Here is a 25,751-nt window from a genome sequence, read left to right on the forward strand (position 1 = left end):
TGATGAACGCGATGCGCGCGATGAACTCGATGAGCACGGTCCCGGCTCAGGAGGCCGGCGGGAAGGCACTCAGCGGCGTGCGGGTCCTGGACATGACGCATGTGCAGTCCGGCCCGTCCGCCACCCAGCTGCTCGCCTGGCTCGGCGCGGACGTCGTCAAGCTGGAGGCGGTCACCGGGGACGTCACCCGGGGGCAGCTGCGGGACATACCGGACGTGGATTCCCTGTACTTCACGATGCTCAACTGCAACAAGCGCAGCATCACCCTCAACACCAAGACCGACCGCGGCAAGGAGCTGTTGACCGAGCTGATCCGCCGGTCCGACGTGCTGGTGGAGAATTTCGGGCCGGGTGCCGTGGACCGGATGGGCTTCCCCTGGGAGCGTGTCCAGGAGATCAATCCGCGGCTCGTGTACGCCTCGATCAAGGGCTTCGGCGAGGGTCCGTACACCCGGTTCAAGGCCTACGAGGTCGTCGCGCAGGCCATGGGCGGCTCGATGGCGACCACCGGGTTCGCGGACGGGCCGCCGCTGGCGACCGGCGCGCAGATCGGCGACTCGGGCACCGGGGTGCACTGCGTCGCCGGCATCCTCGCCGCGCTCTACCAGCGGGAACGCACCGGGCGCGGACAGCGCGTGCAGGTCGCGATGCAGCACGCGGTGCTCAATCTGTGCCGGGTCAAGATCCGCGACCAGCAGCGGCTGGAGCACGGTCCGCTGCCTGAGTACCCGGACGACACCTGCGGGGACGAGGTGCCGCGCAGCGGCAACGCGAGCGGCGGCGGGCAGCCCGGCTGGGCGGTCAGGTGCGCGCCGGGCGGCCCCAACGACTATGTGTACGTCATCGTGCAGCCGGCCGGCTGGGAACCGCTCTCCCGGCTCATCGGCCGGCCCGAGCTGGCCCACGACCCCGAGTGGTCGACGCCGGCCGCCCGGCTGCCCAAGCTGGCGAAGGTCTTCCAGCTCGTCGAGGAGTGGAGCGCCACGCTGCCCAAGTGGGAGGTGCTGGAGCGGCTGACCACGCACGGCATCCCCTGCGGTCCGGTGCTGTCCACGAAGGAGATCGTGCGGGACGCGTCGCTGGCCGCCGACGGGATGATCGTCCGGGTCCGGCATCCGCGGCGCGGCACGTTCACCACGGTCGGATCGCCGCTGAAGCTGTCCGACTCCCCCGTGGAGATCGTGTGTTCACCGCTGCTCGGTGAGCACAACGACGAGGTGTACGGCGGCGAGCTGGGGCTCGGCGCCGAGGAATTGCGGCGCCTCGCGACGGACGGGGTCATCTGATGGCGGACCGACAGGCGGTCGCGGCAGCGGCGGACGCGGCAGCGGCGGCGGCGACGGTGGACGTGGCAGCGGTGCTGCGGGCCGCGCGGGCGGCCGGGCGTACGACGCTGACAGCTCCCGAGGGCAGGTTGCTCGCGGACGCGTACGGGATTCCCACCCCGGCGGAGGGGCTGGCGGAAACGGCGGACGAGGCGGTGGCGCTCGCCGCCCGTATCGGCGGGCCGGTCGCCCTGAAGATCGTCTCGCCGGACATCCCGCACAAGACGGACGCGGGCGGTGTACGGGTGGGGCTCTCCTCGGCCGCCGAAGTGCGCGAGGCGTTCCCGGCGCTCGTACGGAACGCCGCGGCGTACGCCCCGAAGGCCCGCGTCGAGGGCGTACTGGTGCAGCGGATGGCGCCGGAGGGCGGGCTGGAGGTGCTGGTCGGCGCGGTCACCGACCCGACCTTCGGGAAGGTGGTCGCCTTCGGGCTCGGCGGAGTGCTGGTGGAGACGCTCAAGGACGTCACCTTCCGTCTCGCGCCGGCCTCCACGGAGGACGCCGAGTCCATGCTGGACGGCATCCGCGCGGCCGAGGTGCTGCGCGGCGTACGCGGCGGGCCCGCCGTGGACCGAGCGGCCCTGGCGGACCTGATCGTCCGGGTGTCCCGGCTCGCCGCCGACTTCCCCGAGGTGGCGGAGATCGATCTGAACCCGGTGTTCGCCTCCCCGGACGGCGTGCTGGCCGCCGACGTACGGATCGTGCTCGGCGACGGGCCGCCCCCGCAGCGCCGCCGCTACTCCGAGGAGGAGATCCTCGCCTCGATGGAGCGGCTGATGCGGCCGCGCTCGGTGGTCGTCGTCGGCGCCTCCGCCGAACCGGGGAAGATCGGGCACGCGGTACTGCGCAATCTGCTCGACGGCGGTTTCGACGGCGCGGTCCACCCGGTGAACCCGAAGGGCGGGACCATCCTCGGCCGTACGGCGTACCGCTCCGTCGCGGACGTCCCGGACGGCGCCGACGTGGCGGTCTTCGCCGTCCCGGCGCGGCTGGTGCCCGCGGCCCTGGAGGAAGTGGGGCGCAAGGGCATCCCGAACGCCGTACTGATCCCCTCCGGCTTCGCCGAGACCGGCGAACACGCCCTCCAGGAACGGCTCGTGGCCATCGCCGAGAAGTACGGGACCAGGCTGCTCGGCCCGAACATCTACGGTTACTACTCCCCCTGGCACCACCTGTGCGCCACCTTCTGCACCCCGTACGACGTCACCGGCCCGGTCGCGCTGACCTCGCAGTCCGGCGGCATCGGCATGGCCGTCCTGGGTTTCGCGCGCGCCACCGGGACGGGCGTCTCGGCGATCGTCGGCCTCGGCAACAAGGCGGACGTGGACGAGGACGACCTGCTCACGTACTTCGCCCACGACCCGCACACCCGGAGCATCGCGATGCACTTGGAGGACCTGAAGGACGGCCGTGCGTTCGTGGCGGCGGCGCGGAAGACCGTACGTGAGAAGCCCGTCGTGGTGCTGAAGGCGGGGCGGACCGGCGCCGGCGCCAAGGCCGCCGGGTCGCACACCGGCGCGCTCGCCGGGGACGACGCGGTCTATGACGCCATCCTGCGGCAGGCCGGCGTCATCCGGGCGCCGGGGCTCGACGAGATGCTGGAGTACGCGCGGGCGCTGCCGGTGCTGCCCACGCCGAAGGGCGAGAACGTCCTCATCGTCACCGGGGCGGGCGGCTCGGGCGTCCTGCTCTCGGACGCGGCCGTCGATCACGGGCTGCGCCTGATGACCGTCCCGGACGACCTGGACGCCGCCTTCCGGGAGTTCATCCCGCCCTTCGGGGCCGCCGGCAACCCGGTGGACATCACGGGCGGCGAACCGCCCGCCACGTACGAGGCCGCCATCCGGCTCGCCCTGCGCGACCCCCGGGTCCACGCCCTGGTCCTCGGCTACTGGCACACCCTCGTCACCCCGCCGATGGTCTTCGCGGAGCTGACGGCGCGCGTGGTCGCCGAGTTCCGGGCGGCCGGGGTCGAGAAGCCGGTGGTGGCGTCGCTGGCCGGGGACACCGAGGTGGCGGAGGCGGGCGCGTACCTCTTCGCGCGAGGCGTGGTGGCGTACCCGTACACGACCGAGAAGCCGGTGGCGGCGCTCGGCGCGAAATACCGGTGGGCACGCGCCGCCGGCCTGCTGTGATCCGGACGGCGAGGCGACGGGAGGCGATGTGAGGTGACCACTCAGGACGTCAGGAGCGCGGACCGCACCACGGTCACCGAGGTCCGCGACGCGCACGGGCGGGTCTACCGCATGGGCGAGACCGACCGGCAGCTGCTCGGCCACCCCCGGTGGACCATGGTGCTGCTGCCCTGGGCGGCGATGCTCGGTATCAGCATCTTCGAGTACGCCTTCGGAGCCGCCGAGACCACGCTCTCCGCGGCGCACCACTGGACGCACACGGACACCTTCTGGGTCCTGAGCGTCTGGATCTTCTTCCAGGCGGCGGTGGCCTTCCCCGCGGGCAGACTGCGGGAGAAGGGCCTGCTCACCAGCCGTGCCGCGATGCTCTGCGGGTCCGTACTGTCCCTGGCGGGCTTTCTGAGCCTGAGCCACGCCGCGGACATCCGGTGGGCGATCGCCGGCTTCGGCGTGCTGGGCGGCACCGGCGCCGGGCTGGTCTACGCGACCTGCATCAACACGGTCGGCAAGTGGTATCCGGAACGGCGCGGCGGCAAGACCGGTTTCGTCAACGGCGGCTTCGCGTACGGCGCCGTGCCGTTCATCTTCCTGTTCTCCTACGGCTTCGACGCCGGCAACTACCGGACCGTCCTCGACCTGGTCGGCCTGTACGTGCTGCTGCTGACCGCGGTAGCTGGCCTGTTCTTCAAGGACCCGCCGAAGAACTGGTGGCCCGCCCACGTCGACCCGCTGGCCGCACCGCGCGACGCCCGTACCTCCGCCGCGCTGCGCAAGAACCCGCCCGCGGCGGCCCAGTTCACCCCGCGCGAGGCCGTCCGTACGGGCATGCTGCCCCTGATGTGGGTCTGCCTGCTGTGCACCGCCGGCGTCTCGATCTTCGGCATCTCCTTCCAGGTGCCGTACGCCAAGGACGCCGGGTTCGGGCCGCTGGTCGCGGCGTCCTCCATGGGCATCATGTCGGTCGTCAACGGGACGGGCCGGGGCGTGGTCGGCTGGCTCTCGGACCGGCTGGGGCGGCGCGTGACCCTGACGTACGTGTGCCTGGTCCTGGGCCTCGCCCAGTTCGGCGTCCTGTGGGCCGGGGAGCACGCCAACCAGCCCCTGTTCCTCGTCTTCGCCTTCCTGTCCGGCTTCGGCGGCGGCGCGTTCTTCCCGCTCTTCGCCGCCCTCGTCCCCGACTACTTCGGCGAGAACAACAACGCGTCGAACTACGGCCTCGTCTACAGCTCCAAACTGGTCTCCGGCCTCCTGGGCGGCGGCCTCGGCGCGGCGGTCGTGGCGGCGTGGGGGTACGAGGGCGCGTACGCGGTCGCCGGGTGCGTGGGCCTGCTGGCAGCGGGCCTGTCCCTGCTGCTGCGGCGGCCGGCGGGGAAGGGAGGGGCGGTCGAGGTGGGGTGAGGGGCGGGCCGGCCCGCTCCGGACGAGGGCCCGCTCCGGCCTACCGGGAATCGGTGGGCCGGTAGCGGGCCTTGATGTGGAAGCGCTCGCCCTGGGGGCCGAGGATGCTGAGGAATTCCACCGGCCGCGCGTCGGCGTTGCCGAACCAGTGCGGGAGGTGGGTGTCGAACTCGGCGACCTCGCCGCTGGTCAGGACGAGATCCTGCGCGCCGAGGACGACGCGCAGCCGTCCGCTGAGGACGTACAGCCAGTGGTAGCCCTCGTGCGAACGCGGGTCGGGCTCCCGGTCGGCCGGGCCCGCGGGAAGAATGTGCTTGAACGCCTGGAGGCCGCCGGGGTTGCGGCTCAGCGGGACGACGGTCATGCCGTTACGGGTGAACGGCTTCGGGTGTACCCGTGGGTCGAGGGCGGCCGGGGCGCCGACCAGCTCGTCGAGCGGCATCCGATAAGCCTTGGCCAGCGGCAGCAGCAGCTCCAGCCCCGGCTTGCGGTGCCCGGACTCCAGCCGGGACAGGGTGCTGACCGGTATGCCGGTGGTCTCCGACACGGCTGTCAGCGTGGCTCCGTGGCGGCGCCGCACCTCGCGCAGCCGCGGCCCGACCGCGGCCAGCACAGCCTCGAAGTCGTCGCCCGTCCGCTCGCCGTTCACCCCTCCACTGTGCCCACGTTTTGCGGTTTCCGCAAAGAACTTTGTCAGAGCGGTGGGAGAGGGCGCAGGTTGGTGGGCGGAGGTGGTCACGATGACCCGAGAAGACCGAGAACTCCGGGAACTCCGGGAACTCCGGGAAAGCCGGCCCGACTACGGTGGCCGGTACGACGGCGACCGATATGACAGCGACCGGTACGACAGCGACCGGTACGACGTGGTGATCGTCGGAGGCGGTCCGGCGGGCCTGAGCGCGGCGCTCATGCTGGGCCGCGCCCGGCGGTCCGTCCTGGTGATCGACGCCGGTGAGCCCCGCAACGCACCGGCAGCCCACATGCACGGCTTCCTCTCCCGCGACGGCGCGCCGCCCGGCGACCTGCTGGCGGCGGGACGGCGGGAAGTGGCCGCTTACGGGGTCGAGGTCCGCGCCGGCCGGGCGCGGTCGGCGGTACGGGACGGCGGCCTGTTCGCGGTCACCGACGACGCGGGGCGCACCGTACGGGCGCGACGGCTGCTGCTGACCACCGGGTTCACCGACGAACTGCCCGACGTCCCCGGCCTCGCCCGGCGGTGGGGGCGCGATGTGCTGCACTGCCCGTACTGCCACGGCTGGGAGGTACGCGACGCGCCGATCGGCGTCCTGGCCACCGGCCCGATGGGCGTGCACCAGGCCCTGCTGTTCCGCCAGTGGACCGACCGGCTCACCCTCCTGCTGCACACCGGCCCCCACCCTACGGACGAGGAGTCCGAGCAGCTGGCGGCGCGCGGCATCGCGGTCGTACCCGGCGAGGTGACCGGCCTGGAGATCACCGACGACCGCCTCACCGGAGTCCGCCTGGGCACCGGCGAGGTGCTCCCGCTCCAGGCACTGACGGTGGCGCCCCGCGCCGTCCCGGGCGCCACGACGGCCGCGCTCCTGGACTCCCTCGGGCTGGCCCCCACCGAGCACCCGAGCGGCATGGGCTCGCACCTGGCCGCCGGTCCGGCCGGTCTGACGGACGTGCCGGGCGTGTGGGCCGCGGGCAACGCCGCCGACCTCACCGCGAACGTCCTCGGGTCCGCCGCCTCCGGCTCGGCCGCGGCGGGGGCGATCAACGCCGATCTCGTCGCCGAGGACACCCGCCGCGCGGTGCGGGCCCGTAAGGACCCGTTCTCCGCCGCGTCGGAAGCCCGTGTCTGCGAGCTGGTGGCGGGCGACCGGCGTCACGGTCTGTAACCCCCTTCCCTTCCCTCCCCTCCCCTCCCCCTTTCGCTCCCCCAGGAGAAACGCATGGACGCCCAGTTCTGGGACGACCGGTACAGCAGCCGCGACCAGCTCTTCAGCGGATCACCCAACGGCGTGCTCGTCACCGAGATCACCGGCTTCCCGCCGGGGCAGGCACTCGACGTGGGATGCGGTGAAGGCGCCGACGCCCGGTGGCTCGCCCGACAGGGTTGGCAGGTCACCGGGGTGGACATCTCCGAGGTCGCCCTGCGGCGCGCCGCCGAAGCGGCCACCGACGTCGCCGACCGCGTCGCCTGGGCACGGGCCGACGTGGCCGTCACGCCGCCCCCGGCCGACGCGTTCGACCTGGTGTCCGTCCAGTACTTCCCGCTCACGCACGAACCGGAGCACACCGCGCTGCGCGGGCTGCTGGCCGCCGTCGCGCCCGGTGGCACCCTGCTCTTCGTCGGCCACGACATGACCGGCCTGCCCGCGCAGCCCGACTTCGACCCGGCCGACTACTACCGGCCCGCCGACATCGCCCGGCTCCTCGACCCCGACTGGACCGTACAGATCAACGAGACCCGCCCCCGGACGGTTCCCGCGCCCGCCGGCACCTCGCACACCCACGACACCGTTCTGCGGGCCCGGCGACCGCGCTGAAGCGGATGTCGGATGTCGGCGGGTTCGGCAGGTTCAGAGGGATCAGGGGGCAGAGGGCCCAAGGGGGTCAGAGGGCTCAGGGGGCACAAGTGGGTCAGGGGGCACAAGGGGTTCAGGGGGTACAAGGGGCTCAGGGGGCTTCAACGGGCCCTCTCCTCCTCAACAGTCCTCCTGGAACTTCACCGCCTCCAGCGTCACCGGCTGCCCATCCACCTTCGTGCCCGCCGCCGGGCTCTGGCGGCACACCTTCCAGTTGGACTCCACGAGCACCATCCGCCCGCGGCCCGACGCGTCCTTCACCGTGACGCTGGTACCGGCATCGAGAGCGCGCCGGGCCACCTTCACCGACTTGTCCCGGAAGTCCGGCATGGCCGATCCGGCCCCGGCGGACACGTCCGCCGCGGCCCCGGACCCGGCGTCGGTCTCGGGGCAGGACTCCGTCAGCTTCACCGCACCGAAGTCCACCGTCCGGCCGGTGTCGGCCTGGCCGGGCCCCGGGGTCTGCGTACAGACCTTCCAGTTCCGGTCGAGCGCCTGCATCCGTCCGCGGCCGAGCGCGTCGTGACTGCGCAGCAAGCGGAACCCGGCCGCCTGGGCGGAGTCCTGCGCGCTCTGCAACCCCTTCCCCACCAGGTCGGGCAGCGTGGCCTTCCGGGCCGGAGCGGGCCCCGGCGTGGTCTCCGCGGCCACCCCGGGCTCCGCCGCCGCCTTCGTGGGCGAGCCGGCAGCGCCGTCGGCGCTCCCCGCGGGCTGACAGGCGGTGAGACCGAGACAGAGCACCGCGAGGGCAGCGGCGGTGACGGTGGTGCGGTGCATGGTTCCCCCAGTACGGGAAGGGCGCCGGTGCAGAGATGGCGTCGTGACAGGTTGTGACGGTGACGGAGACCTCCGACCGCCGGCAAGGGTTGTGCGCGGGACCGGGGGAAAACCTGTTCGTCAGGCCGGGTGCGGCCGGTGGGCACGCCGCCGGGCCGGGGCGGCCGATGGTTCAGTCCCAGCCACCCAGGCGCGGTTCCGAGTACGCACCGAAGAGCGGACCGTACTCCTCCCCGTCCTCGGTGGTCACCACGTACTCGGGCACGGTCCGCGCGGCGGCCGCGTGCAGCCGGACGACGAGGTCGGCGACGGGCACGACACGGAGCGAAAGAGCCTCGGCCACCCGGGCACGCTCCTCGGCTATCTCCGGGTTGTCCCTGGCCAGGTGCCGTTCCAGATGCTGGGCGGACACCTGCATGACGGCTGCGTCGCCGCCGCCGGAGAAGCCGAGGCAGTCCCTCCAGTCGAGGCCGACGATGATCTCCAGGGCGTCCGCCAGATCGTCGGCCATCAGTCCGCCCTCCCCCTCGGAGCTCGCGTAGACCACCGGCCGACGGCCGTCTTCCTCCGGGCACAGGAAGTACGTCCCGCCAGCGAACTCTCCGGCGATCGGCTCCAGCGACGCGCCCGAGGCGAGCCGCAGGCCGTGGCCGTTGCGCCGTCCCACGTCGAAGGCGAAGGAGGAGCGCAGCAGTTCCCGGACGTCCGGGGTGCGCTCGATCCGGTCCAGCAGAAGATTTCTTGCGGTCATGTCACGGACGGTAACGCCGACCACTGACAACGGAGGTCTCCGCGACCGGCGGCCACCCGCTCCCGCCAAGCCGGACCGGAGCACGCCGGAACACGCTGGAGCGTGCCGGAACCGTCAGCCGATGGTCACATCGCGCCGGCCGGGGGTGCCCTCCCGGCCTGTTTCCTGGTCCGCGATGGCTTTGTGGTGGCGTACGACCTCGCCAATGATGAAGTTCAGGAACTTTTCGGCGAAAGCCGGGTCCAGTTTGGCGTCCTCCGCCAGTCTGCGCAGACGGGCGATCTGGGTGGCCTCGCGGGCCGGGTCGGCCGGCGGGAGGTTGTGGCGGGCCTTCAGCTCGCCGACCTGCTGGGTGCACTTGAAGCGCTCGGCGAGCAGGTGCACGAGTGCGGCGTCCAGGTTGTCGATGCTGCCCCGCAGGTAGAGCAGGCGCTCCCGCGCCTGCTCGTCGGCGACGGAGGTCGCGTCGCCCGCCGGTGGTGCGGTCCCCTCGCTCATGTACGTCTCGCCAATCTGGTCGTACCGGTGGCCCCGGTCGGGTAGCGCTGATCCTGAGCACACTACCCGGCCACGGGCGTACGGCTTAACCGTGCGGTGCGCGCAGGCTCCGCAGATGGCGGGCGGAGCGGCGGGCGGTCGACAGGGAGCCCGCCGGGTTGGCGGCCGGGTCCACGGCGTCGTCCCGTTCGACGATCCAGTGGGCGGAGCGGCGGCCGCGGCGGCGCTCCACGGCGGAGAGGAAGCGGCGGTAGTCGATGTCGCCGTCGCCGACGTCGACCATGCGGTAGCCGTCCTGGGTGGCGGTGTCGTGCTCGCCGTCCTTGACGTGGAAGAGGGGGTAGCGGGCGGGCGCGGCCAGGACGTAGTCGAGGGGTTCGAAGGGGGCGGGGGTGCCGTCCGGGCGCCGGGAAAAACGGTACTGCGCCACATAGGCCCAGAAGATGTCCATCTCGAAGAAGACGAGCCGCGGGTCGGTCTCCGCGAGCAGGACGTCATAGAGACGGACGCGCGGGTCGTCGGTGGCGAACGCGAATTCCTCGGCGTGGTTGTGGTGGTAGAAGCGCATCCCGCGGGCCCGGGCGGCGGCGCCGTACGCGTTGAATTCGGCGGCGGCGCGTTTCCAGGCGTCGACGGTGTTGCCGTACCGGTCGGGGACGGACGGGGTGCCGACGTACGGCAGCCCCAGGGACTCGGCGTCGTCGAGGACCTTGGTCAGGGCGGTGGCGAACGTGTACGCGGTGGGGTCGGCCGAGGCGTACCCCACGTGGCTGCCGATGCCGCGCAGGCCGTTGTCCCTGAGGAGCCGCTTGATCCGGCGCAGGGTGATCGCGCCGGCGGAGCCCTGGGTGTAACCGGCGAACTCGACCTCGTCGTAGCCGTAACGGGCGAGCTCCTCGAAGACGCGGGCGAAACCGAGGGACGAGGTCTGGTCGCGGAGCGTGTAGAGCTGGATGCCGAGGCGGCCGGGCGGGAGGACGGGGCGGTGGAAGGGGTGCCGGGCGGGGGGCCGGGCTGGGGTCGCCGGGGCGGCGGGCTGTGTGCCGTGCGGGGCGGCGTACGCGGGGGCTGCTCCGGTGCCGAGGAGCGCGGCCGCCGAGGCGCCGGCGGCGACGCCGAGGAATCCGCGGCGGTGGAGGGTCCGTCTGAGGGCGGCTTGCTGCGGATCGTCGGGGTTGGGCCGGTGGGAAGGCATGGTGGGTTGGCTCCTCGGTCGGGTGAGCGGAGGGCGGTAAGAGGGATGGGGGGCGCTGTCGGTGGGTGGGCGGGGCGCGTGGTCGGTACGTGGGCTGGGCGTGTGGTCGGTGCGTGGACGGGGCCCGTTGTCAGTGGGTGCGGGCAAGATGAAGGAGCAGGGACTTCACGTCGGTGGCGGCGAAGGGGGTGTGCAGGGGTGCGTCAGGTGCGGAGCAGATGAGGACCGGGCCGTCGGCGGGGTCGGCTCCGGCCGCGGGGAGCAGGCCGTGGCTGCCGCGTACGGGCTCGGGGTCGAGCGGGACGACCGCCATGCGGTAGCGCAGGCCGGCCTTCTTGCGGGCCAGGGCGGTCGCCGCGCGCAGGCGTACGTACGGGTCGCGGGGGTCCATGAAGAGTTCGGCCGGGTCGTAGCCGGGTTTGCGGTGGATGTCGACGAGGCGCGCGAAGTCGGGGGCGCGGGCGTCGTCGAGCCAGTAGTAGTAGGTGAACCAGGCGTCGGGCTCGGCGAGGGCGACGAGTTCGCCGGAGCGGGGGTGGTCGAGGCCGTACGCCTTCTTGCCTTCGTCGTCGAGCAGCCGGTCCAGGCCGGGCAGTCCGGTGAGGGCCGCGCGGGCCGCGTCGAGGTCTTCGGGACGGCGTACGTAGACGTGGGCGATCTGGTGGTCGGCGACGGCGAAGGCCCGGGAAGCGGTGGGGTCCAGGTATTCCATCCCGTCCTGCGTGTGCACCTCCAGCAGGCCGGCGCGGCGCAGGGCGCGGTTGACGTCCACGGGGCGGCGGACGGGCCGGATGCCGTATTCGGACAGGGCGACGACCGTGATGTCCGCGGAGCGCGCGTCGGCCAGGAGGGGGCCGATGACGGTGTCGAGTGCGGCGGCGGCCGCGGCGGCGCGGGGGTCGTCCGGGCCGTACCGCTGCAGGTCGTAGTCGAGGTGCGGGAGGTAGCAGAGGGTGAGGTCGGGGCGGCGGGTGTGCAGCAGGTGGCGGGTCGCGTCGGCGATCCACTGCGAGGAGGTGAGGGATGCGGTGGGGCCCCAGTAAGTGAAGAGGGGGAAGGTGCCGAAGCGGCTGGTGAGTTCGTCGTGGAGGGACGGCGGCCGGGTGTAGCAGTCGGGTTCCTTGCGGCCGTCGGCGTAGTAGACGGGGCGCGGGGTGACGGTCCAGTCGGTGTCGGCACCCATGGCGTACCACCAGCAGACGTTGGCGACCGTGTAGCCGGGGTGTTCGCGGCGGGCGGCGTCCCAGACCTTGTCACCTGCGACGAGGGCGTTGTGCTGGCGCCAGAGGTGGACTTCGCCGACGTCCCGGAAGTACCAGCCGTTGCCGACGGCCCCGTGCTGGGCGGGTGGTGCGCCAGTGAGGAACGTGGACTGCACCGTGCAGGTCACGGCGGGCAGCACGGTGTCCAGCGGCACGGACGCGCCGGTGTCCGCGAATGCCTGGAGGTGCGGCATGTGGGTGAGGAGGCGGGGGGTGAGGCCGACGACGTCGAGGACGAGCAGGCGGTTCGGTGCTGCGCTCATGGGAGTTCCTTGAGTCCGAGGTCGGCCAGCAGGTCGCGGGCGAGGGCGAGTTCGGCCGCGATGCCGTCGGCGAGGCGGCTTCTGCTGCGGGGGCGCAGGCCGGGTGGGAGGGCCTGCCAGGTGTAGGTCTCGACTTCGAGGTGCCGGGTGCGCGGTACGGGCCCGCCCACGAGGAGGGCCAACGTGGCCCGGAGGACGGGCAGGGTGGAGGTGAGGGGCGGCTCGGGCGGGGCGTGCAGCGGCACGTGGAAGTGGGCGCGCCACGGCGCCGTGTCCGGCAGCCCGCCGGCGTCTTCCCCGGCCAGGGCTTCGTGGAGGTCGTCCGTGGCGCGCAGCCGCCCGTCGGGGGTGCGGGTGCGGGTCTGGTGGAGGAACCGCGGTTCGGCGAAGGCACCCAGGGCGGCGCGTACGTCCGGACGGCCGGGGTGTTCGGCGTGCAGTGCGGCGGACAGCTGGGCCTTGACGACGGGGACGCCGGACCGGCCGAGGACTTCGAGAGCGGTGTGCGGGTCCTCGAAGGAGGTGGCGAGGTGGCAGGTGTCGACGCAGACGCCGATGCGGTGGGGCGGGGGTGCGGTGGGCTCGGTGGACTCGGTGAGCTCGGTGAGCCCGGTGAGCTCAGTGGGTTCAGTGGGATCGGTGGGATCGGTGGGTTTGACGGGCTCGGCGGACGCGGTGAGCCCTGCGGACGCAGCAGATGCGGCGGACGCGGCTGGCCCGGCGGACGCGGCTGACCCGGACGGCTTGCTCCGCCCGTGTCCCAGCGCCTCGACGGCGTCGGCGGTGGTTTCGACCAGGCAGCCGGGTTCGGGCTCCAGGCCGACACGGATGGAGCGGCCGGTGAGCTCTTCCAGGGCGTCGAGCCGGCCGGCGAGGGTGTGCAGGGCGGTGAGGGCGGTGGCGTGCCGGGTGGCGGCGTCGCGTACCGCGTCGAAGTCGGTGCGCCAGGCGAGGGGCAGGGTGGAGATCGTGCCCTCGGTCAGGTCGTCGGGGAGGAGGGCGGCCAGCAGCCGGGCGAGGTCGGCGGTGTGGTCCAGGCGCGCGGGCTCGGTCCAGTCGGGCCGGTAGACGCGGTACTTGACGTGGCTGTCGCCGAACCCGCGATACGGGAAACCGTTGAGGGTGACGACTTCGAGGCCGCGGATGTCGAGTTCACGGCGCAGCCCGCGCAGTGCGGCCGAGTCGTGGACGAGCGCGCGGGCGGCGTCGCGGGCGAGCCACAGGCCGATGCCGAGACGGTCCCGGCCGAGTCGCTTGCGTACGGGCTCGCAGTGGTCCCGGAGTTGGGCGAGCACCCCGTCCAGGGTCTCGGCCGGGTGGACGTTGGTGCAGTACGCGAGATGGACGGTCGAACCGTCGGGGTGCCGGAAGCGCATCGCCCGTCCCTCTCATTCCCCGCCGCGGAGAATGGAGTTGCCTTCGTGCAGGGTGCCCGGGGACGGCGTACTGAGGTCCAGCCGGCCGCTGAGGCCGTAGAACTCGACGGGGTTGCGCCACAGGACCTGGTCCACGTCGTCCTCGGTGAATCCGGCGGCCAGCATCGCCTCGCCGACGCGCCGCGTCTGCAGCGGATCGCTGCGGCCCCAGTCGGCGGCGGAGTTGACCAGCACCCGGCCGGTGCCGTGCAGACGCAGGATGCGCACCATGCGGTCGGGGTCCATCTTGGTGTCCGGGTAGAGGGAAAAGCCCAGCCAGCAGCCACTGTCAGTGGCTGCCTCTACCGTTGTCTCATTGAGATGGTCCAGGACGACGTGATCGGGGGCAGATCGGATTCGCGCAGGACGTCGAGGGTGCGCCTGAGACCCGCCGCCTTGTCGCGGTGGGGGGTGTGGACGAGGGCCGGCAGGCCGTGGTCCACGGCGAGCTGGAGCTGGGCGGCGAGGGCAGTGTCTTCGGCGGGGGTCATCGAGTCGTAGCCGATCTCACCGACGGCGACGACCGGGTCTTTTACGAGGTAGCGGGGCAAGGCTTCGAGGACGGGGGTACAGCGGGGGTCGTTCGCCTCCTTGGGGTTGAGGGCGAGTGTGCAGTGGTGGGCGATGCCGTACTGGGCGGCACGGAAGGGTTCCCAGCCGAGGAGGGAGTCGAAGTAGTCGAAGAAGCTGGCGGGTGAGGTGCGGGGCTGCCCCAGCCAGAAGGAGGGCTCGACGACGGCGCGGACGCCCGCGGCGTGCATGGCTTCGTAGTCGTCCGTGGTGCGGGAGGTCATGTGGATGTGCGGGTCGAAGATGCGCATCGGGTCTCCTCGCGTGCCGGGGGGAAGCGGGGCCGGTGGGCGGGGCTGTGGGACAGGGCTCAGGTGGCGGGCTCAGGTGCTGGGCTCAGGTGCCGGGCCAAGTCCGGGGCTCAGGGGCTGGGGTCAAGCCCGAGGCTCACGGGCTTGGCTCAAGTGCGGGGCTCACGGGCTGAGCGGAGGCTGGAAGGGAGGCGCGGGTGCGGGTGCGGGTGCGGGTGAGGAATCGGACGGGAAGGGGGATGCGAGTGGGGCGGTGGATGTGGATGGTGCGGTGAGGTCCAGGACGCGCTGAAGGTCGGCGGGCACGGGGCGGTACGCGGCGGTGCGCTCCCGGGCGTACGCGGTGAGCATGTGGGCCAGCTCCGTATCGCCGCGGGCACGTTCGGCCAGGCCGGCCACGGCGGTCACCGGGACGCCGGTGAACAGGCACTTCAGTACGGCGTGCCGCCAGGTGTGCGCGTCGAGGTGACGGGCGGCGTACGGGCCCACGGCGGCGGCGACCAGCCGGGTGTCGTCGGTGCGCAGCGCGTCCTCGACGAGCGGCCGGGCGCTCGGGCCGAGGTCCAGGTGGGGCAGCGCCATGAGCACGGCGCGGCGTTCGGCGGCAGTGCCGTGCTCGTAGAGCCGGGTGACGGTCCGGGCGTCGGCGCGGGCCGTGTGCAGGAGCAGGATGCGGGCGGCCTCGGCCGCTTCCCGGTCCCGCGCGTGCGGCGGCTCACGACGGGTGCAGTGCCGCCCCGCCGAGGCGAAGCGCATCTCCCACACGGGCGGGGCGTATGCCGTGTAGGAGAGGGCGGAGACGCTGCTGCTCGCCGGGTCCCGGAGACCTGCGGCCTCGGCCTCGGCCTCGGCTTCCGCTGCGGTCCGTACTGCGGCTTCGGCTTCCCCTGCGGTCCGTACTGCGACTTCGGCTTCCGCTGCGGCTCGTGCGGTGGCTCGGGCCTCGGCGTGGGCTTCGTCCAGTGCCTCGTCGAGCCAGGCGCGGGCGGCGCCGCCGAGCCGGTCGCGCAGGGCCGTCTGGAGCTGGGCCATCCATGCCTCCGGCGTCAGCATCGCGGGCCTCCTGCGCTCGGAACCGACGGGCGCGGCGGGGCGGTGGCGCCTCCCGGCCCAGGGGTGCGGGCGGGGCTCGGTGGTCCGGTGTCGGTGTCGGTGTCGGTGTGTGCGGCTTCGGCGGCGCGCAGGAAGGAGAGGGAGGTACGGGCGAGGTCGGGGCCCGCGTGGGAGTGGCGGGGCAGCTCGACGCTGACCAGGCCCTGGTAGCCGGTGTCCCGGAGCGCTGCCAGGACCGGCGGGAAGTCGATCTCGCCCGCGCCGAACGGCAGATGCTCGTGCACGCCGCGCCGCATGTCCTCGATCTGGACGTGCCGCAGCCAAGGCGCGGCGGCGCGGACGCACGCGGCGGGCGGGGCGGGTTCCAGGCACTGGCAGTGACCGATGTCCAGGGTCAGGCCGAGGACGTCGGCGGGCGGGGCGCCGAGGGTGGCGCGCAGGTGGTGGAATGCGGCGAGGTCGGAGAGGAGGTGGCCCGGTTCGGGTTCGACGGCGAGGGGGATGCGGGCGGTGGCGGCCGTGTCGAGTACGGGGGTGAGCGCGTCGGCGAGGCGTTGCCAGGCGACGGGTTCCGGCGTACCGGCTGGGCGGGGCCCGCTGAAGCAGTGCACGGCAGTGGCGCCGAGGTCGGCGGCGACGCGGACCGCGGTGCGGAGCAGGGCGGTGCGGGCCGCACGGGCGTCCGGATCGGGGTCGAGGAGAGTGGGGTGGTGCTTGCGGCGGGGGTCGAGGACGTACCGGGCGCCGGTTTCGACGGCGACGGACAAGGCCAAGGCGTCGAGGCAGCGTGCCAGTTGGGCGGTGCGTGACGCGAGGTCGGGGGCGAGGGGGTCGAGGTGCATGTGGTCGAGGGTGAGGGCGACGCCGTCGTAACCGAGGTCGGAGAGGAGGGCCAGGACGTCGGTCAGCCGGAGGTCGGTCAGGCCGTTGGTGCCGTAGGCCAGGCGCAGCGGATTCGTCGTGGTCATGTCGGACTGACCTTCCGGGACAGCCGCCGAGCGGCGGGCACCAGGGCCAGCACCGCGGCCCCCGCTCCGGGGGCGCCGACCCGTGCGGCGAGGGCCGCCTGGAGCGGAATCATGGCGCGGATTCCGCTGCCGACGGCACGCTGGAGCAGGTAGGGCGAGGGATTGAGCGCCGCGTGGAAGAAGGGACGCGCGGCGGTCCCGAGGTAGAGGAGCGCGGTGGCCCTGGGGAGGAGGGGGCTGGTGTGGGGCTTGGGAAGGGGGCCGGTGTGAGGCTTGGGAAGGGGGCTGGCGTGGAGTTCAACGCGGGCGTTGGCGAGGGGCCTGGCATGGGGTTTGGCATGGGGTTTGGCGCGTGCGGGGGCGAGGGGCCTGGTCACCGCGGGGTCGGTGGCCGGGGTGCTGCCATTGGCCCTGCCAGCCTTGCCAGATCTGCCGTTCCTCCCGTTCCCGCCTGACCTGCGAGACCTGCCAGACCCACCTGACCTGCCAGACCCGCCAGCCCCGCCAGCCCCGCCAGCCCCGCCGGCCCCGCCAGACCTGCCAGACCCGCCAGCCCCGCCAGCCCCGCCAGCCCCGCCGGCCCCGCCAGACCCGCCAGACCCGCCAGACCCGCCAGACCCGCCAGCCGCAACTATCCCATCGACACCACTAGCGCTACCGAGCCCACTCGTACCATCGAAACCATTCGAACCACGGACCCGGCCCACCCCATCAACCACCCCACCAACCACCCCGCCCACCACAGTCACCACCCCCAACGCGGCCAGTGGCAGAGCCGGCGAGCTGCCCTGTGCTTCGTGGCGCGAGACGGTGGTGACCGCGAGCGTGTGGGTGCCCAGCAGCGCGGCCGACGGCAGCGCCCTTCGCATCGCCCGCCCCCACCCGAGCCCCTCGCCTCGCTCCCGCCCCGGTCGCCCCGCCCGCACCGGAGCCGCCGAAACGGCGCCCTGCAGTACGTCGAGGGTGCGGGCGCAAGCCATGGCCAGCGGGCCCGCCGGGGTGTTCTTGAGGTGGAGGTCGTACGCCCAGACGGTGGCGGCGAGCGCGGTGGCGGTGACGAGGGTCGGCCGTCCGGCCGCTGCCGCCAGGGCGAGGCCCGCCCCCGCCAGCCCGGCGGCCGCGCCGAGGGCGGCGGCCGGGGCGATGCGGCCGGACGGGATGGGGCGTCCCGGGCGTTCGACGGCGTCGGTGTCGCGGTCGGCCCAGTCGTTGAGCGCCATGCCCGCCTCGTAGAGGCAGAGCGAGGAACCGGTGGCGAGGAGCGTACGGCGGCCGGGCCGGGCCCCGGCTGCCGCAGCCCCCGCCAGCAGGTCCCCCGGCACGCTGAACAGGGCGGACACCCGGAAGAGTTCCAACCAGGGAGAGGAGAGGCGGATCGGCGGGAGGCTCATCGGCGGGTCCGGAGGTCGTGGGCGAAGGTGAGAAGTTCGGCGTACTGGTCGGCCAGGGCGGCGGGCCCGCCGTCCGGGTCCTTGAAGTAGAAGCCGAGGGGGGTGAGGGGCCCGGAGATGCCGGCCGCGTGCGCGGCGGCCGTCAGGCGCACCAGGTCGAGGACCAGCGGCGCGGCGAGCGCCGAGTCGCAGCCCTGCCAGACGGTCTGGAGGATCATGCGGTTGCCGAGGAACCCTTCGAAGGCGACGTGGTCCCAGGCGGTCTTCCAGTCACCGAGCGCGGGGACGTTGTCGATGTGCACCTCACCGGGTGGTGCGGCCCCGAGATTGTCCGCGAGGACGCGTGCCTTGCCCGCGTTCTTGGCGGCCGCGGCCGCCGGGTCGGTCAGGGTGGCTCCGTCACCGCCGCCGAGCAGGTTGGTGCCGGACCAGGCCCGGACGGGGAGGGCCCGCTGGGCGAACATCGGGGCGAGTACGGAGCGCAGCAGGGTCTGTCCGGTCTTGCCGTCGCGGCCCGCGTACGGCAGCCCGCTGCACTCGGCCATCTGCTGGAGCAGCGGGTGGTGCATGCCCGTGGAGGGCGTGAAGTTGACGTACGGGCAGCCCGCGCGCAGCGCCGCGTGCGCGTAGAGCGAACTGGGCGGAAAGCGGTCGTCAGCGGCAGCTCGTTCGCCCCCGGCCGCCGGTTCCGTGGAGGCCACGTTGACGACGACGGCACGGTCGAGCGCGTGGGTCCGCAGGAACGCGCGCAGATCGGCGGTGAAGGCGGTGACCAGTTCCCGGTCCTCGCGGTCGTCGCCGGGGAGCGGGCCGCCGGGCCGTACGGCTTCGTCCGCCGCGGCCAGTTCGGCCCGTACGGCGTGCGGCAGGCCGTACGGGAGTACGCCGCCCGCCGCGAGTTCCTCGGCCCGTTTGGGCAGCGGGTACGAGGTGGTGTCGTGGCCGCCGAAGACGAGGGCGGACAGCGGCGGCAGCGGGACCCCGTCGAACGGCGCGGTCTCGGTGACCATGCCGGTCGGCGGGTGCAGCCCCGCGGCGACGGCCGCGCAGCCGGCGATCACGGTCGTCGCGACCGACCCCCGCGCCCCGACCAGCCACACTCCCGTACGCCCGCCAGGGCCCCCGACATCCCCACCGGAAGCCGGCCCGCCACCGCCCGCAGCCCCGTTGTCCGGCCCCGACCCGCCACCGCCCACAGCCCCGTTGTCCGGCCCCGGCCCGCCACCGCTCCCAGCCCTCCTGCCCGGCCTCAGCCCGCCACCGGCCCCGGCCCCCTCCCCACCCCTGCCCGCCCCCGCCGTACGCCCCGGCCCCGCCGTACGCCCCGGCCCCGCCACCCGCTCCGACCCCGTCATCATCTGCCGCCCTTCGCCGCCGTCTCGTACTCCTTCACCCGGATGTTGCGGAAGGAGATCCGGTCCTCGTCGCCGTGGTTCTGGATGCCGATGTGGCCCTGGCGCAGGCTGCGCGCCGGGTCCGTGTTCGTGAAGTCGTTGATCTGCCGTCCGTTGAGGTACACGCGCAGCCGTTCGCCCTCGACCCGGAGTTCGCAGGTGTTCCACTCCCCCGGCGGGTTGAGCGCGGCGTCGCGCGCCGCGATGTCCGCGGCCTGGAATCCGTAGACGGAGCCAGTGGTGCGGTCCGGGGCGTCGGTGGCGTCGATCTGGATCTCGTAGCCGTTGTTCACCGCCGACCAGGGGTCGTCGGAGGGCGGGAAGCCGAGGAAGACTCCGGAGTTGTCGTCGCCGTCGGCGCCGGACATCTTCCAGTCCAGTTTGAGGGAGTACGACCCGAATTCCCGGGCCGCGTACCAGAGCATGCCCATGCCGCCGGAGGAGATGAGGGTGCCGTCCTCCAGGGTGAAGGAGCCGGGGCCCGCCTGGTGCCAGCCGCGGGTGGAGGTGCCGTCGAAGAGAGGCCGGTAGCCGTTCTCCGGGCGGCAGTCGGCTTGGGCGGCGCCGGTGGCCCAGCGGATGCCGCCCAGCAGGTGGGTGCGGAAGGCGGGGTCGGCGAAGGACTGCCGGGTGTGGCCGCCGCCGGTGTAGAAGGCGCGGCCGCCGCGGGACTCCTGGCACCAGGCGATGGGGTGGTCGCCGCGCATCGTCCCGCCGCTGTACGTGGACTCGTCGAGGGCGGCGAGGACGTGGGCGCGGGTGCGGGGGTTGCTGCGGTAGTTGTACCACTCGTCCGTACGGCTCCAGGCCGCCGCGAGGTGGGCGGAGGCCGGGTGGGCGCGGTCCTCGACGCGTACGGTGGCGGGCTGCACGGCGGGGTGGGACTGGAAGTAGGCGCCCGCCAGTTCCCCGTAGAAGGGCCAGTCGTACTCGGTGTCGGCGGCGGCGTGCACACCGACGTATCCGCCGCCGCGCGCGATGTAGCGTTCGAACGCCTGCTGTTGGGCCGTCCCCAGCACGTCGCCGGTGGTGGAGAGGAAGACGACGGCGGTGTAGCGGGACAGGCGCTTGTCGTTGAAGGCGGCGGCGTCCTCGGTGGCGTCCACGGTGAATCCGTGCTGCCGGCCGAGTGCCTTGACGGCGGTGATGCCGTCGGGGATCGAGTCGTGCCGGAATCCGGCGGTCTTGGAGAAGACCAGGACCCGGTGCTCGTCGCGTTCCGGGGCACGGGTGGTGCCGCCGGGCAGGGCCATGGTCGCCAGCAGGGTGGCGGCGGCCGCCGCGGTGGTGGCCAGCCGGGCAACGGGGTACATACGGGGTCTCCTTCCTCCGGCCACGGGGCGGGCGGCCGGCGGTTCCGCGTCCGGTCGTCCCGGGCGCCGTCCGCGTCGTCCGCGTCGTCCGCGCCGTCCGCCCGCCCCGGTGGCCACCTGGGGTCAGCCGGTGGTGAAGGTGAAGTCGTCGACGTCGTAGAGGGCGCCGGTGCCGCTGCCCTTGAAGACGAGGTAGAGGGTGGTGGTACCGGCCGGGGGTTTGCCGCCGAGGGTGGCCGAGACGTCGGTGAAGGTCTCCCAGCCGCCGGTCACCGGTACCTTGACGCTGCCGAGCAGCGGTCCGTCCGCCCGGCCCGTACGGATCTCCAGAGTGCCGCCGGACCCGGCGGAGGACACCCGGGCGGTGAACTTCTTCGCGTTCTTGACGAGGTACGGCTGGAACGCGATCCAGTCGCCGTGATGGATGTCGCCCACGGTCCGGCCGCCGTGCGCCGGTGTGTGGGTGACGATCTGGACGCCGCGGGAGGTGCCGAAGTGCTCGGCCTGGCGGTGCCGGGGCTGGGTGACGGCCTGGTCGTGGCTGGTCAGCGGCGGCTGGCCGTTGGCTCCCAGGTCGGTGTACTCGGCGTCGAAGACCCCGAAGATGTTGGCGTTGGGGTCGTGCTCGTTGTCCGCCGAGGTCTGGATGGTGCCGGAGCAGCCGGTGGCGGAGGTGACGGGGTGGCCGTGGCTGTCGTGGCCGAGGATGTGGGTGACCTTGACCCTGGCGCAGTCGACGGCCCGGTCCTCGGGATCGGTGACCTCGACCTTGAACGGGACTTTGTCACCGAAGGTGAACAGCTGCCCGTCTCCGGGGAGTTCCAGGGTGACCTGGGGCGCGGTGTTGCCGACGGTCAGGTACACGCTCGCCGTGCCGGTGCGGCCGCCGGGGTCCTTGGCGGTGACGGTCGCGGTGAAGGTGCCGTTCCGGCGGTACGTGTGGGCCGGGTTCTGCTGGTTCGAGGTGGTGCCGTCGCCGAAGTCCCAGGTGTACGTCAGCGTGTCGCCGTCCGCGTCGGTGGCCGAGGCGGTGAACTTCGTGCGGAGCGGCGCCTGTCCGGAGGTGCGGTCGGCCTTGGCCTCGGCGACCGGTGAGTGGCCGCCGGTGGCGTTCTCGATGCGGTAGAGGGCGGAGTTCGCGTCGCCGTTGAAGTAGCCGGTCCCGTAGTCCAGGACGTACAGCGCGCCGTCCGGGCCGAAGGCCATGTCCATGACCTGGGTGCCCTTCCAAGGGAAGGCGTTGATGGTGCGTCCGGTGCCGTCGGCGGCCTGTGCGATGCGCTTGATCCAGCGGCGCCCGAACTCCCCGGCGAAGAAGTTCCCGTCGTACGCCTGCGGGAACTTGACCTGCGAGGTGGAGGCGGCGTCGTACCGGTAGACGGGCCCGGCCATCGGGGACTCGGAGCCGGTGCCGAACTCGGGCACCGAGCCGCCGTCGTACGGGATCCACGCGGGCTGGGCGGCCGGCAGGTCGGTCAGCCCGGTGTTGCGCGGCGAGGTGTTTTTCGGGGCGGCGCAGTCGAAGGCGGCGCCGGAGGTCTCGGTGGCGAAGTCGTAGTCCACGTAGGCGTCGTTGTCGCCGGTGCAGTACGGCCACCCGTAATTGCCGGGCTTGGTGACCCGCGCGAACTCGACCTGTCCCGCCGGGCCGCGCTTCGGGTCGGTGGTGCCGGCGTCGGGCCCGTAGTCACCCACGTAGACGGTGCCGGTGGGCTTGTCGACGCTCATCCGGAAGGGGTTGCGGAAGCCCATCGCGTAGATCTCGGGCCGGGTCTTCGCGGTGCCGGCGGGAAAGAGGTTGCCGTCGGGAACGGAATACGTGCCGTCGGCGTTGACCTTTATACGCAGGATCTTGCCGCGAAGGTCATCGGTGTTCCCCGCACTGCGCTGGGCGTCGTAGGCAGGGTTGCGGATCGCGCGCTCGTCGACGGGCGTGTAACCGTCGGAGGCGAACGGGTTGGAGTCGTCGCCGGTGGAGAGGTAGAGGTTGCCCTGGGCGTCGAAGTCGATGTCGCCGCCCACGTGGCAGCAGATGCCGCGGGAGGCGGGCACGTCCAGGATCCTTTTCTCGCTGACCGGATCCAGGGTGCCGTCGGCCTTCAGGACGAAGCGGGAGAGGCGGTTGACGCCGTCGAACTTCGCGAAGTCCGCCGCGCTGCCCTCGTCGGGGGCGTCGCCGGAGGGAGTGCCGAGAGGGGGCGCGTAGTAGAGGTAGACGAAGCGGTTGGCGGCGAAGCCGGGGTCGATGCCGACGCCCTGGAGGCCTTCTTCGTCGTGGCTGTAGACGGACAGCTTGCCCGCGACCTTCGTGGTGCCGCCCGCGTCGGTCAGGCGGACCGTTCCGTCCCGCGAGGTGTGCAGCACGGACCGGTCCGGCAGCACGGCGAGCGACATCGGCTCGCCCATCTCGGGCTCCCCCTTGGCGAGGGTGACCTGCTGGAAGTCCTCGGCGGCGGCCGGGGCTGCCTGCGCCGGGGCGGCCTGCGGCGTGCCCCTGGCCGGTACGGCGGTGGCGGCCGGGGTGCCGGTCAGGGACAGGGACGTGGCGGCCAGCAGCGCGCTCGCGAACAGGGCGAGCGCCGGGCGCAGGGTGCCTCGGCGTGGTCTTCGGTGCACGGTGCCTCCCTTGCGGGTAGGTGGGCGAAGGGGTGTCGCTCGGCCATGCGGACCGGCCGGGGTGCGTGCCTGGGGGCGCCTCCCAGCGGTAGCCGGGGGAGTCGCGATGCCCGCGGAGATCCGTCGGAAGCGCCCTGGTCCTCAGCCGCCGGACGGGTCCGCCCCGAACGCCGCGTCGAACGCGGCGGCGGGCGGCTCGTAGTCGTACGCCTTGAGATGGGCCAGCGCTTCGGGCGCGCCCTGGAGGCGGTCCATGCCCGGGTCCTCCCACTCGACCGACACCGGCCCCTCGTAACCGATCGAACGCAGCATCCGGAAGACGTCCTCCCAGGGCACCTCGCCGTGCCCGGCCGAGACGAAGTCCCAGCCGCGGCGCGGGTCGCCCCAGGGCAGGTGGGAGCCGAGGCGGCCGTTGCGGCCGTCCAGGCGCCGCCGCGCCTCCTTGCAGTCCACGTGGTAGATCCGGTCCCGGAAGTCGTACAGGAAGCCGACCGGGTCGAGGTCCTGCCAGACGAAGTGGCTGGGGTCGAAGTTCAGGCCGAAGGCGGGCCGGTCGCCGACCGCCTCCAGGGCGCGGCGGGTGGTCCAGTAGTCGTACGCGATCTCGCCGGGGTGCACCTCGTGGGCGAAGCGCACGCCCTCCGCGTCGAAGGCGTCCAGGACCGGCCCCCACCGCTCGGCGAAGTCCGTGTATCCGGCTTCGATCGTCGAGGGCGCTACGGGCGGGAACATGGCGACCAGATGCCAGATCGCGGAGCCGGTGAAGCCGACCACGGTCCGTGCACCGAAGGCCGCGGCGGCGCGTGCGGTGTCCGCCATCTCGGCGGCGGCCCGGCGCCGTACGCCTTCCGGTTCGCCGTCGCCCCAGACGCGGGCGGGCAGGATGGCGTGGTGCCGCTCGTCGATGATCGCGTCGCAGACGGCCTGGCCCACCAGGTGGTTGGAGACGGCCCAGCACTTCAAGCCGTACTTGTCGAGGAGCCGGCCGCGGGTGGCGAGATAGCCCGGCTCGGCGAGGGCCCGGTCCACTTCGAAGTGGTCGCCCCAGCAGGCGAGTTCGAGACCGTCGTAGCCGAAGTCGCGGGCGAGCCGGCAGACCTCCTCCAGGGGCAGGTCGGCCCACTGTCCGGTGAAGAGCGTGAACGGTCTGGCCATACGTGACTCCTCGGGGCGGGCGGACGGACGGGTGGGTCGGTACGGGGGTGCTGGGCGGTACGGGGGCGGTAGAGCGGTACGGGAGGCGCGGGGTGGTACGGGCGGTGCGGAGCGGTACGTGCGGTGCGGAGCGGTACGTGCGGTGCTGCGGCCGTTGCGAGGAAACGATCCGGCCGGTGGCCGCGGCTGACAAGAGGGAGGGGTGCGTCAGGTGGGGAAGTCGGCCACGAGCGCGGGGGCGGATTCGGGTACGGGCGTGTACGCGCAGTTGTTGGCCGCGCTGTCCTCGACGGCCGCCAGCACCCGCTGCACCTGCAGCCCGTCCGCGAAGGACGGCGCGGGCTCCCGGCCGGCCGCGACGGCGTGCACGAGGTCGCGTGCCTGGTGGACGAAGGTGTGCTCGTAACCGAGGCCGTGACCGGGCGGCCACCACGCCTCCAGGTACGGATGACCGGGATCGGTGACCAGGATGCGGCGGAAACCGGCCGCGACGGCCGGTTCGGTGTGGTCGTGGAAGGACAGCTCGTTGAGCCGTTCCAGGTCGAAGGCGAGCGAGCCGTGTTCCCCGTTCAGTTCGATGCGCAGTGCGTTCTTGCGGCCCGCGGCGACCCGGCTGGCCTCGAAGGAGGCGAGCGCGCCGGAGGCGAAGCGGCCGGTGAACAGCGCGGCGTCGTCGACGGTGACGGTACCCAGCCCGCCCGTGGGCGACGGCCGTTCCCGTACGAAGGTGCCGGTGACCGCGGAGACGCCCGCGAGCCGCTCCCCTGCCAGGTACTGGGCGAGATCGACGAGGTGCGCGCCGAGGTCGCCGAGTGCTCCGGAACCCGCCTGTTCCCGGCGCAGCCGCCAGGTCAGGGGCGCTTCGGGGTCGACCAGCCAGTCCTGGAGGTAGGTGGCGCGTACATGGCGGAGAGTGCCGATCCGGCCGTCACGGATCATGCGGCGGGCGAGGGCGACGGCCGGGGTGCGACGGTAGTTGAAGCCGACCATGGCGCGTTGGCCGCGGGCCCGGGCGGTCTCGGCGGCGGCCGCCATCGCCTCCGCCTCCGCCACGGAGTTCGCCAGCGGCTTCTCGCACAGGACGTGCTTGCCTGCCGCGAGCGCGGCGACGGCGATCTCGGCATGGCTGTCGCCCGGCGTGCAGATGTCGACGAGCTGCACGTCGGCACGGTCGAGCAGGCGCCGCCAGTCGGTCTCGGCGGCGGCCCAGCCGTGCCGGGCCGCGGCGGCCGCTACGGCGTCCCGGTCCCGGCCGCACACCGCGTTCATCGCGGGGCGCAGCGGCAGGTCGAAGACGCGGCCCACGGTGCGCCAGCCCTGGGAGTGGGCGGCGCCCATGAAGGCGTAGCCGACCATGCCGATGCCCAGTTCCGCCTGCGGGGCGGGGAGTGGGGGCTGGTGGGGCTGCTGGGGGCGCAGGGGCGGCGGGGTCACCTCCGTAACCGGTCGTGCGGCGTGCGGTGCCGGAT

Annotated in this window: 20 protein-coding genes and 2 pseudogenes; 5 read left to right on the forward strand and 17 right to left on the reverse strand. The window is 73.1% G+C overall.

The window, feature by feature from the left end; translation table 11 throughout:
* Positions 1 to 2 precede the first annotated feature (2 nt).
* Genes frc through OEIGOIKO_RS06060 form a run of 3 tightly spaced genes read left to right on the forward strand, consistent with a single transcriptional unit; the run spans position 3 to position 4,858 of the window.
* Positions 3 to 1,286, forward strand: coding sequence for a formyl-CoA transferase (frc, locus tag OEIGOIKO_RS06050; protein ID WP_246177230.1), 1,284 nt, complete (start codon positions 3 to 5; stop codon positions 1,284 to 1,286).
* Complete coding sequence (locus OEIGOIKO_RS06055; RefSeq protein ID WP_125052521.1) at positions 1,286 to 3,460, forward strand: acetate--CoA ligase family protein; 2,175 nt, start codon at positions 1,286 to 1,288, stop codon at positions 3,458 to 3,460. Before frc ends, OEIGOIKO_RS06055 begins: the two co-directional genes overlap by 1 nt.
* Positions 3,461 to 3,493: 33 nt before the next feature.
* On the forward strand, positions 3,494 to 4,858 hold the full coding sequence (locus OEIGOIKO_RS06060; RefSeq protein ID WP_174857131.1) for an OFA family MFS transporter: 1,365 nt from the start codon (positions 3,494 to 3,496) through the stop codon (positions 4,856 to 4,858).
* Between the two features lie 40 nt (positions 4,859 to 4,898).
* Here the strand turns inward: OEIGOIKO_RS06060 and OEIGOIKO_RS06065 are convergent, their stop codons facing one another.
* Positions 4,899 to 5,507, reverse strand: coding sequence for a helix-turn-helix domain-containing protein (locus tag OEIGOIKO_RS06065; RefSeq protein ID WP_125052523.1), 609 nt, complete (start codon positions 5,505 to 5,507; stop codon positions 4,899 to 4,901).
* A 91-nt stretch (positions 5,508 to 5,598) separates the two neighbouring features.
* Between OEIGOIKO_RS06065 and OEIGOIKO_RS06070 the strand changes: the two genes are divergently transcribed.
* Together OEIGOIKO_RS06070 and OEIGOIKO_RS06075 are read left to right on the forward strand one after the other, a co-directional pair.
* Positions 5,599 to 6,720: an NAD(P)/FAD-dependent oxidoreductase gene (locus tag OEIGOIKO_RS06070; protein ID WP_125052525.1), complete on the forward strand. Its 1,122-nt coding sequence runs from the start codon at positions 5,599 to 5,601 to the stop codon at positions 6,718 to 6,720.
* Between the two features lie 54 nt (positions 6,721 to 6,774).
* Positions 6,775 to 7,371 carry a class I SAM-dependent methyltransferase gene (locus tag OEIGOIKO_RS06075; RefSeq protein WP_125052527.1) on the forward strand — a complete coding sequence of 199 codons (597 nt, stop codon included), beginning with the start codon at positions 6,775 to 6,777 and terminating at the stop codon, positions 7,369 to 7,371.
* Positions 7,372 to 7,530: 159 nt separating this feature from the next.
* Here the strand turns inward: OEIGOIKO_RS06075 and OEIGOIKO_RS06080 are convergent, their stop codons facing one another.
* The 16 genes and pseudogenes from OEIGOIKO_RS06080 to OEIGOIKO_RS06150 all read right to left on the reverse strand — a co-directional run bounded on the left by OEIGOIKO_RS06080 (position 7,531) and on the right by OEIGOIKO_RS06150 (position 25,638).
* Positions 7,531 to 8,187: a PASTA domain-containing protein gene (locus OEIGOIKO_RS06080; RefSeq protein WP_125052529.1), complete on the reverse strand. Its 657-nt coding sequence runs from the start codon at positions 8,185 to 8,187 to the stop codon at positions 7,531 to 7,533.
* A gap of 172 nt (positions 8,188 to 8,359) precedes the next feature.
* Positions 8,360 to 8,938: a hypothetical protein gene (locus OEIGOIKO_RS06085; RefSeq protein ID WP_125052531.1), complete on the reverse strand. Its 579-nt coding sequence runs from the start codon at positions 8,936 to 8,938 to the stop codon at positions 8,360 to 8,362.
* A gap of 114 nt (positions 8,939 to 9,052) precedes the next feature.
* Complete coding sequence (locus tag OEIGOIKO_RS06090; RefSeq protein WP_125052533.1) at positions 9,053 to 9,436, reverse strand: chorismate mutase; 384 nt, start codon at positions 9,434 to 9,436, stop codon at positions 9,053 to 9,055.
* Positions 9,437 to 9,521: 85 nt separating this feature from the next.
* Entirely contained in the window at positions 9,522 to 10,631 is a 1,110-nt protein-coding gene (locus OEIGOIKO_RS06095) for a sugar phosphate isomerase/epimerase family protein (protein ID WP_125052535.1), read from the reverse strand.
* A gap of 130 nt (positions 10,632 to 10,761) precedes the next feature.
* Positions 10,762 to 12,156 (reverse strand): nucleotide pyrophosphatase/phosphodiesterase family protein, encoded by a 1,395-nt coding sequence (locus tag OEIGOIKO_RS06100; RefSeq protein WP_125052537.1) that lies wholly within the window; start codon positions 12,154 to 12,156, stop codon positions 10,762 to 10,764.
* Positions 12,153 to 13,532, reverse strand: a complete 1,380-nt coding sequence (gene eboE, locus OEIGOIKO_RS06105) for a metabolite traffic protein EboE (protein ID WP_125052539.1) — start codon at positions 13,530 to 13,532, stop codon at positions 12,153 to 12,155. The genes OEIGOIKO_RS06100 and eboE overlap by 4 nt, the downstream gene beginning before the upstream one ends.
* A gap of 12 nt (positions 13,533 to 13,544) precedes the next feature.
* Positions 13,545 to 14,392: pseudogene (locus tag OEIGOIKO_RS06110) on the reverse strand (TatD family hydrolase).
* A gap of 162 nt (positions 14,393 to 14,554) precedes the next feature.
* Positions 14,555 to 15,445: an EboA domain-containing protein gene (locus OEIGOIKO_RS06115; RefSeq protein WP_125052541.1), complete on the reverse strand. Its 891-nt coding sequence runs from the start codon at positions 15,443 to 15,445 to the stop codon at positions 14,555 to 14,557.
* Positions 15,439 to 16,413 carry a sugar phosphate isomerase/epimerase family protein gene (locus OEIGOIKO_RS06120; protein ID WP_125052543.1) on the reverse strand — a complete coding sequence of 325 codons (975 nt, stop codon included), beginning with the start codon at positions 16,411 to 16,413 and terminating at the stop codon, positions 15,439 to 15,441. The genes OEIGOIKO_RS06115 and OEIGOIKO_RS06120 overlap by 7 nt, the downstream gene beginning before the upstream one ends.
* On the reverse strand, positions 16,410 to 16,790 hold the full coding sequence (locus OEIGOIKO_RS43845; RefSeq protein ID WP_371859044.1) for a UbiA prenyltransferase family protein: 381 nt from the start codon (positions 16,788 to 16,790) through the stop codon (positions 16,410 to 16,412). Before OEIGOIKO_RS43845 ends, OEIGOIKO_RS06120 begins: the two co-directional genes overlap by 4 nt.
* A 348-nt stretch (positions 16,791 to 17,138) precedes the next feature.
* A pseudogene (locus OEIGOIKO_RS43850) lies at positions 17,139 to 17,804 on the reverse strand (SCO3242 family prenyltransferase); the annotation flags it as partial.
* Entirely contained in the window at positions 17,801 to 18,904 is a 1,104-nt protein-coding gene (locus OEIGOIKO_RS06130; protein WP_246177231.1) for an inositol-3-phosphate synthase, read from the reverse strand. The gene OEIGOIKO_RS06130 and the pseudogene OEIGOIKO_RS43850, both read right to left, overlap by 4 nt.
* Positions 18,905 to 19,158: 254 nt before the next feature.
* On the reverse strand, positions 19,159 to 20,511 hold the full coding sequence (locus OEIGOIKO_RS06135; protein WP_125052549.1) for a ThuA domain-containing protein: 1,353 nt from the start codon (positions 20,509 to 20,511) through the stop codon (positions 19,159 to 19,161).
* 123 nt (positions 20,512 to 20,634) lie between these two features.
* Positions 20,635 to 23,127: a PQQ-dependent sugar dehydrogenase gene (locus OEIGOIKO_RS06140; protein WP_125052551.1), complete on the reverse strand. Its 2,493-nt coding sequence runs from the start codon at positions 23,125 to 23,127 to the stop codon at positions 20,635 to 20,637.
* A 141-nt stretch (positions 23,128 to 23,268) separates the two neighbouring features.
* Positions 23,269 to 24,282 (reverse strand): sugar phosphate isomerase/epimerase family protein, encoded by a 1,014-nt coding sequence (locus OEIGOIKO_RS06145; RefSeq protein ID WP_125052553.1) that lies wholly within the window; start codon positions 24,280 to 24,282, stop codon positions 23,269 to 23,271.
* Positions 24,283 to 24,489: 207 nt separating this feature from the next.
* Positions 24,490 to 25,638 (reverse strand): Gfo/Idh/MocA family protein, encoded by a 1,149-nt coding sequence (locus OEIGOIKO_RS06150; protein WP_125058489.1) that lies wholly within the window; start codon positions 25,636 to 25,638, stop codon positions 24,490 to 24,492.
* Positions 25,639 to 25,751 lie beyond the last annotated feature (113 nt).

It is taken from the genome of Streptomyces paromomycinus, from assembly GCF_003865155.1.
GTDB lineage: Bacteria > Actinomycetota > Actinomycetes > Streptomycetales > Streptomycetaceae > Streptomyces > Streptomyces chrestomyceticus.

Excerpts from the sequence above, each read along its gene's own strand:
- OEIGOIKO_RS06085 (WP_125052531.1), bottom strand. The coding sequence starts at position 8,938 with ATGACCGCAAGAAATCTTCTGCTGGACCGGATCGAGCGCACCCCGGAC.
- OEIGOIKO_RS06080 (WP_125052529.1), bottom strand. The coding sequence starts at position 8,187 with ATGCACCGCACCACCGTCACCGCCGCTGCCCTCGCGGTGCTCTGTCTC.
- eboE (WP_125052539.1), bottom strand. The coding sequence starts at position 13,532 with ATGCGCTTCCGGCACCCCGACGGTTCGACCGTCCATCTCGCGTACTGC.
- OEIGOIKO_RS06075 (WP_125052527.1), top strand. The coding sequence starts at position 6,775 with ATGGACGCCCAGTTCTGGGACGACCGGTACAGCAGCCGCGACCAGCTC.
- OEIGOIKO_RS06095 (WP_125052535.1), bottom strand. The coding sequence starts at position 10,631 with ATGCCTTCCCACCGGCCCAACCCCGACGATCCGCAGCAAGCCGCCCTC.
- OEIGOIKO_RS06150 (WP_125058489.1), bottom strand. The coding sequence starts at position 25,638 with ATGGTCGGCTACGCCTTCATGGGCGCCGCCCACTCCCAGGGCTGGCGC.
- OEIGOIKO_RS06090 (WP_125052533.1), bottom strand. The coding sequence starts at position 9,436 with ATGAGCGAGGGGACCGCACCACCGGCGGGCGACGCGACCTCCGTCGCC.
- OEIGOIKO_RS06055 (WP_125052521.1), top strand. The coding sequence starts at position 1,286 with ATGGCGGACCGACAGGCGGTCGCGGCAGCGGCGGACGCGGCAGCGGCG.
- OEIGOIKO_RS06135 (WP_125052549.1), bottom strand. The coding sequence starts at position 20,511 with ATGTACCCCGTTGCCCGGCTGGCCACCACCGCGGCGGCCGCCGCCACC.
- OEIGOIKO_RS06145 (WP_125052553.1), bottom strand. The coding sequence starts at position 24,282 with ATGGCCAGACCGTTCACGCTCTTCACCGGACAGTGGGCCGACCTGCCC.
- OEIGOIKO_RS06120 (WP_125052543.1), bottom strand. The coding sequence starts at position 16,413 with ATGACCACGACGAATCCGCTGCGCCTGGCCTACGGCACCAACGGCCTG.
- frc (WP_246177230.1), top strand. The coding sequence starts at position 3 with ATGAACGCGATGCGCGCGATGAACTCGATGAGCACGGTCCCGGCTCAG.
- OEIGOIKO_RS06100 (WP_125052537.1), bottom strand. The coding sequence starts at position 12,156 with ATGAGCGCAGCACCGAACCGCCTGCTCGTCCTCGACGTCGTCGGCCTC.
- OEIGOIKO_RS06115 (WP_125052541.1), bottom strand. The coding sequence starts at position 15,445 with ATGCTGACGCCGGAGGCATGGATGGCCCAGCTCCAGACGGCCCTGCGC.
- OEIGOIKO_RS06070 (WP_125052525.1), top strand. The coding sequence starts at position 5,599 with ATGACCCGAGAAGACCGAGAACTCCGGGAACTCCGGGAACTCCGGGAA.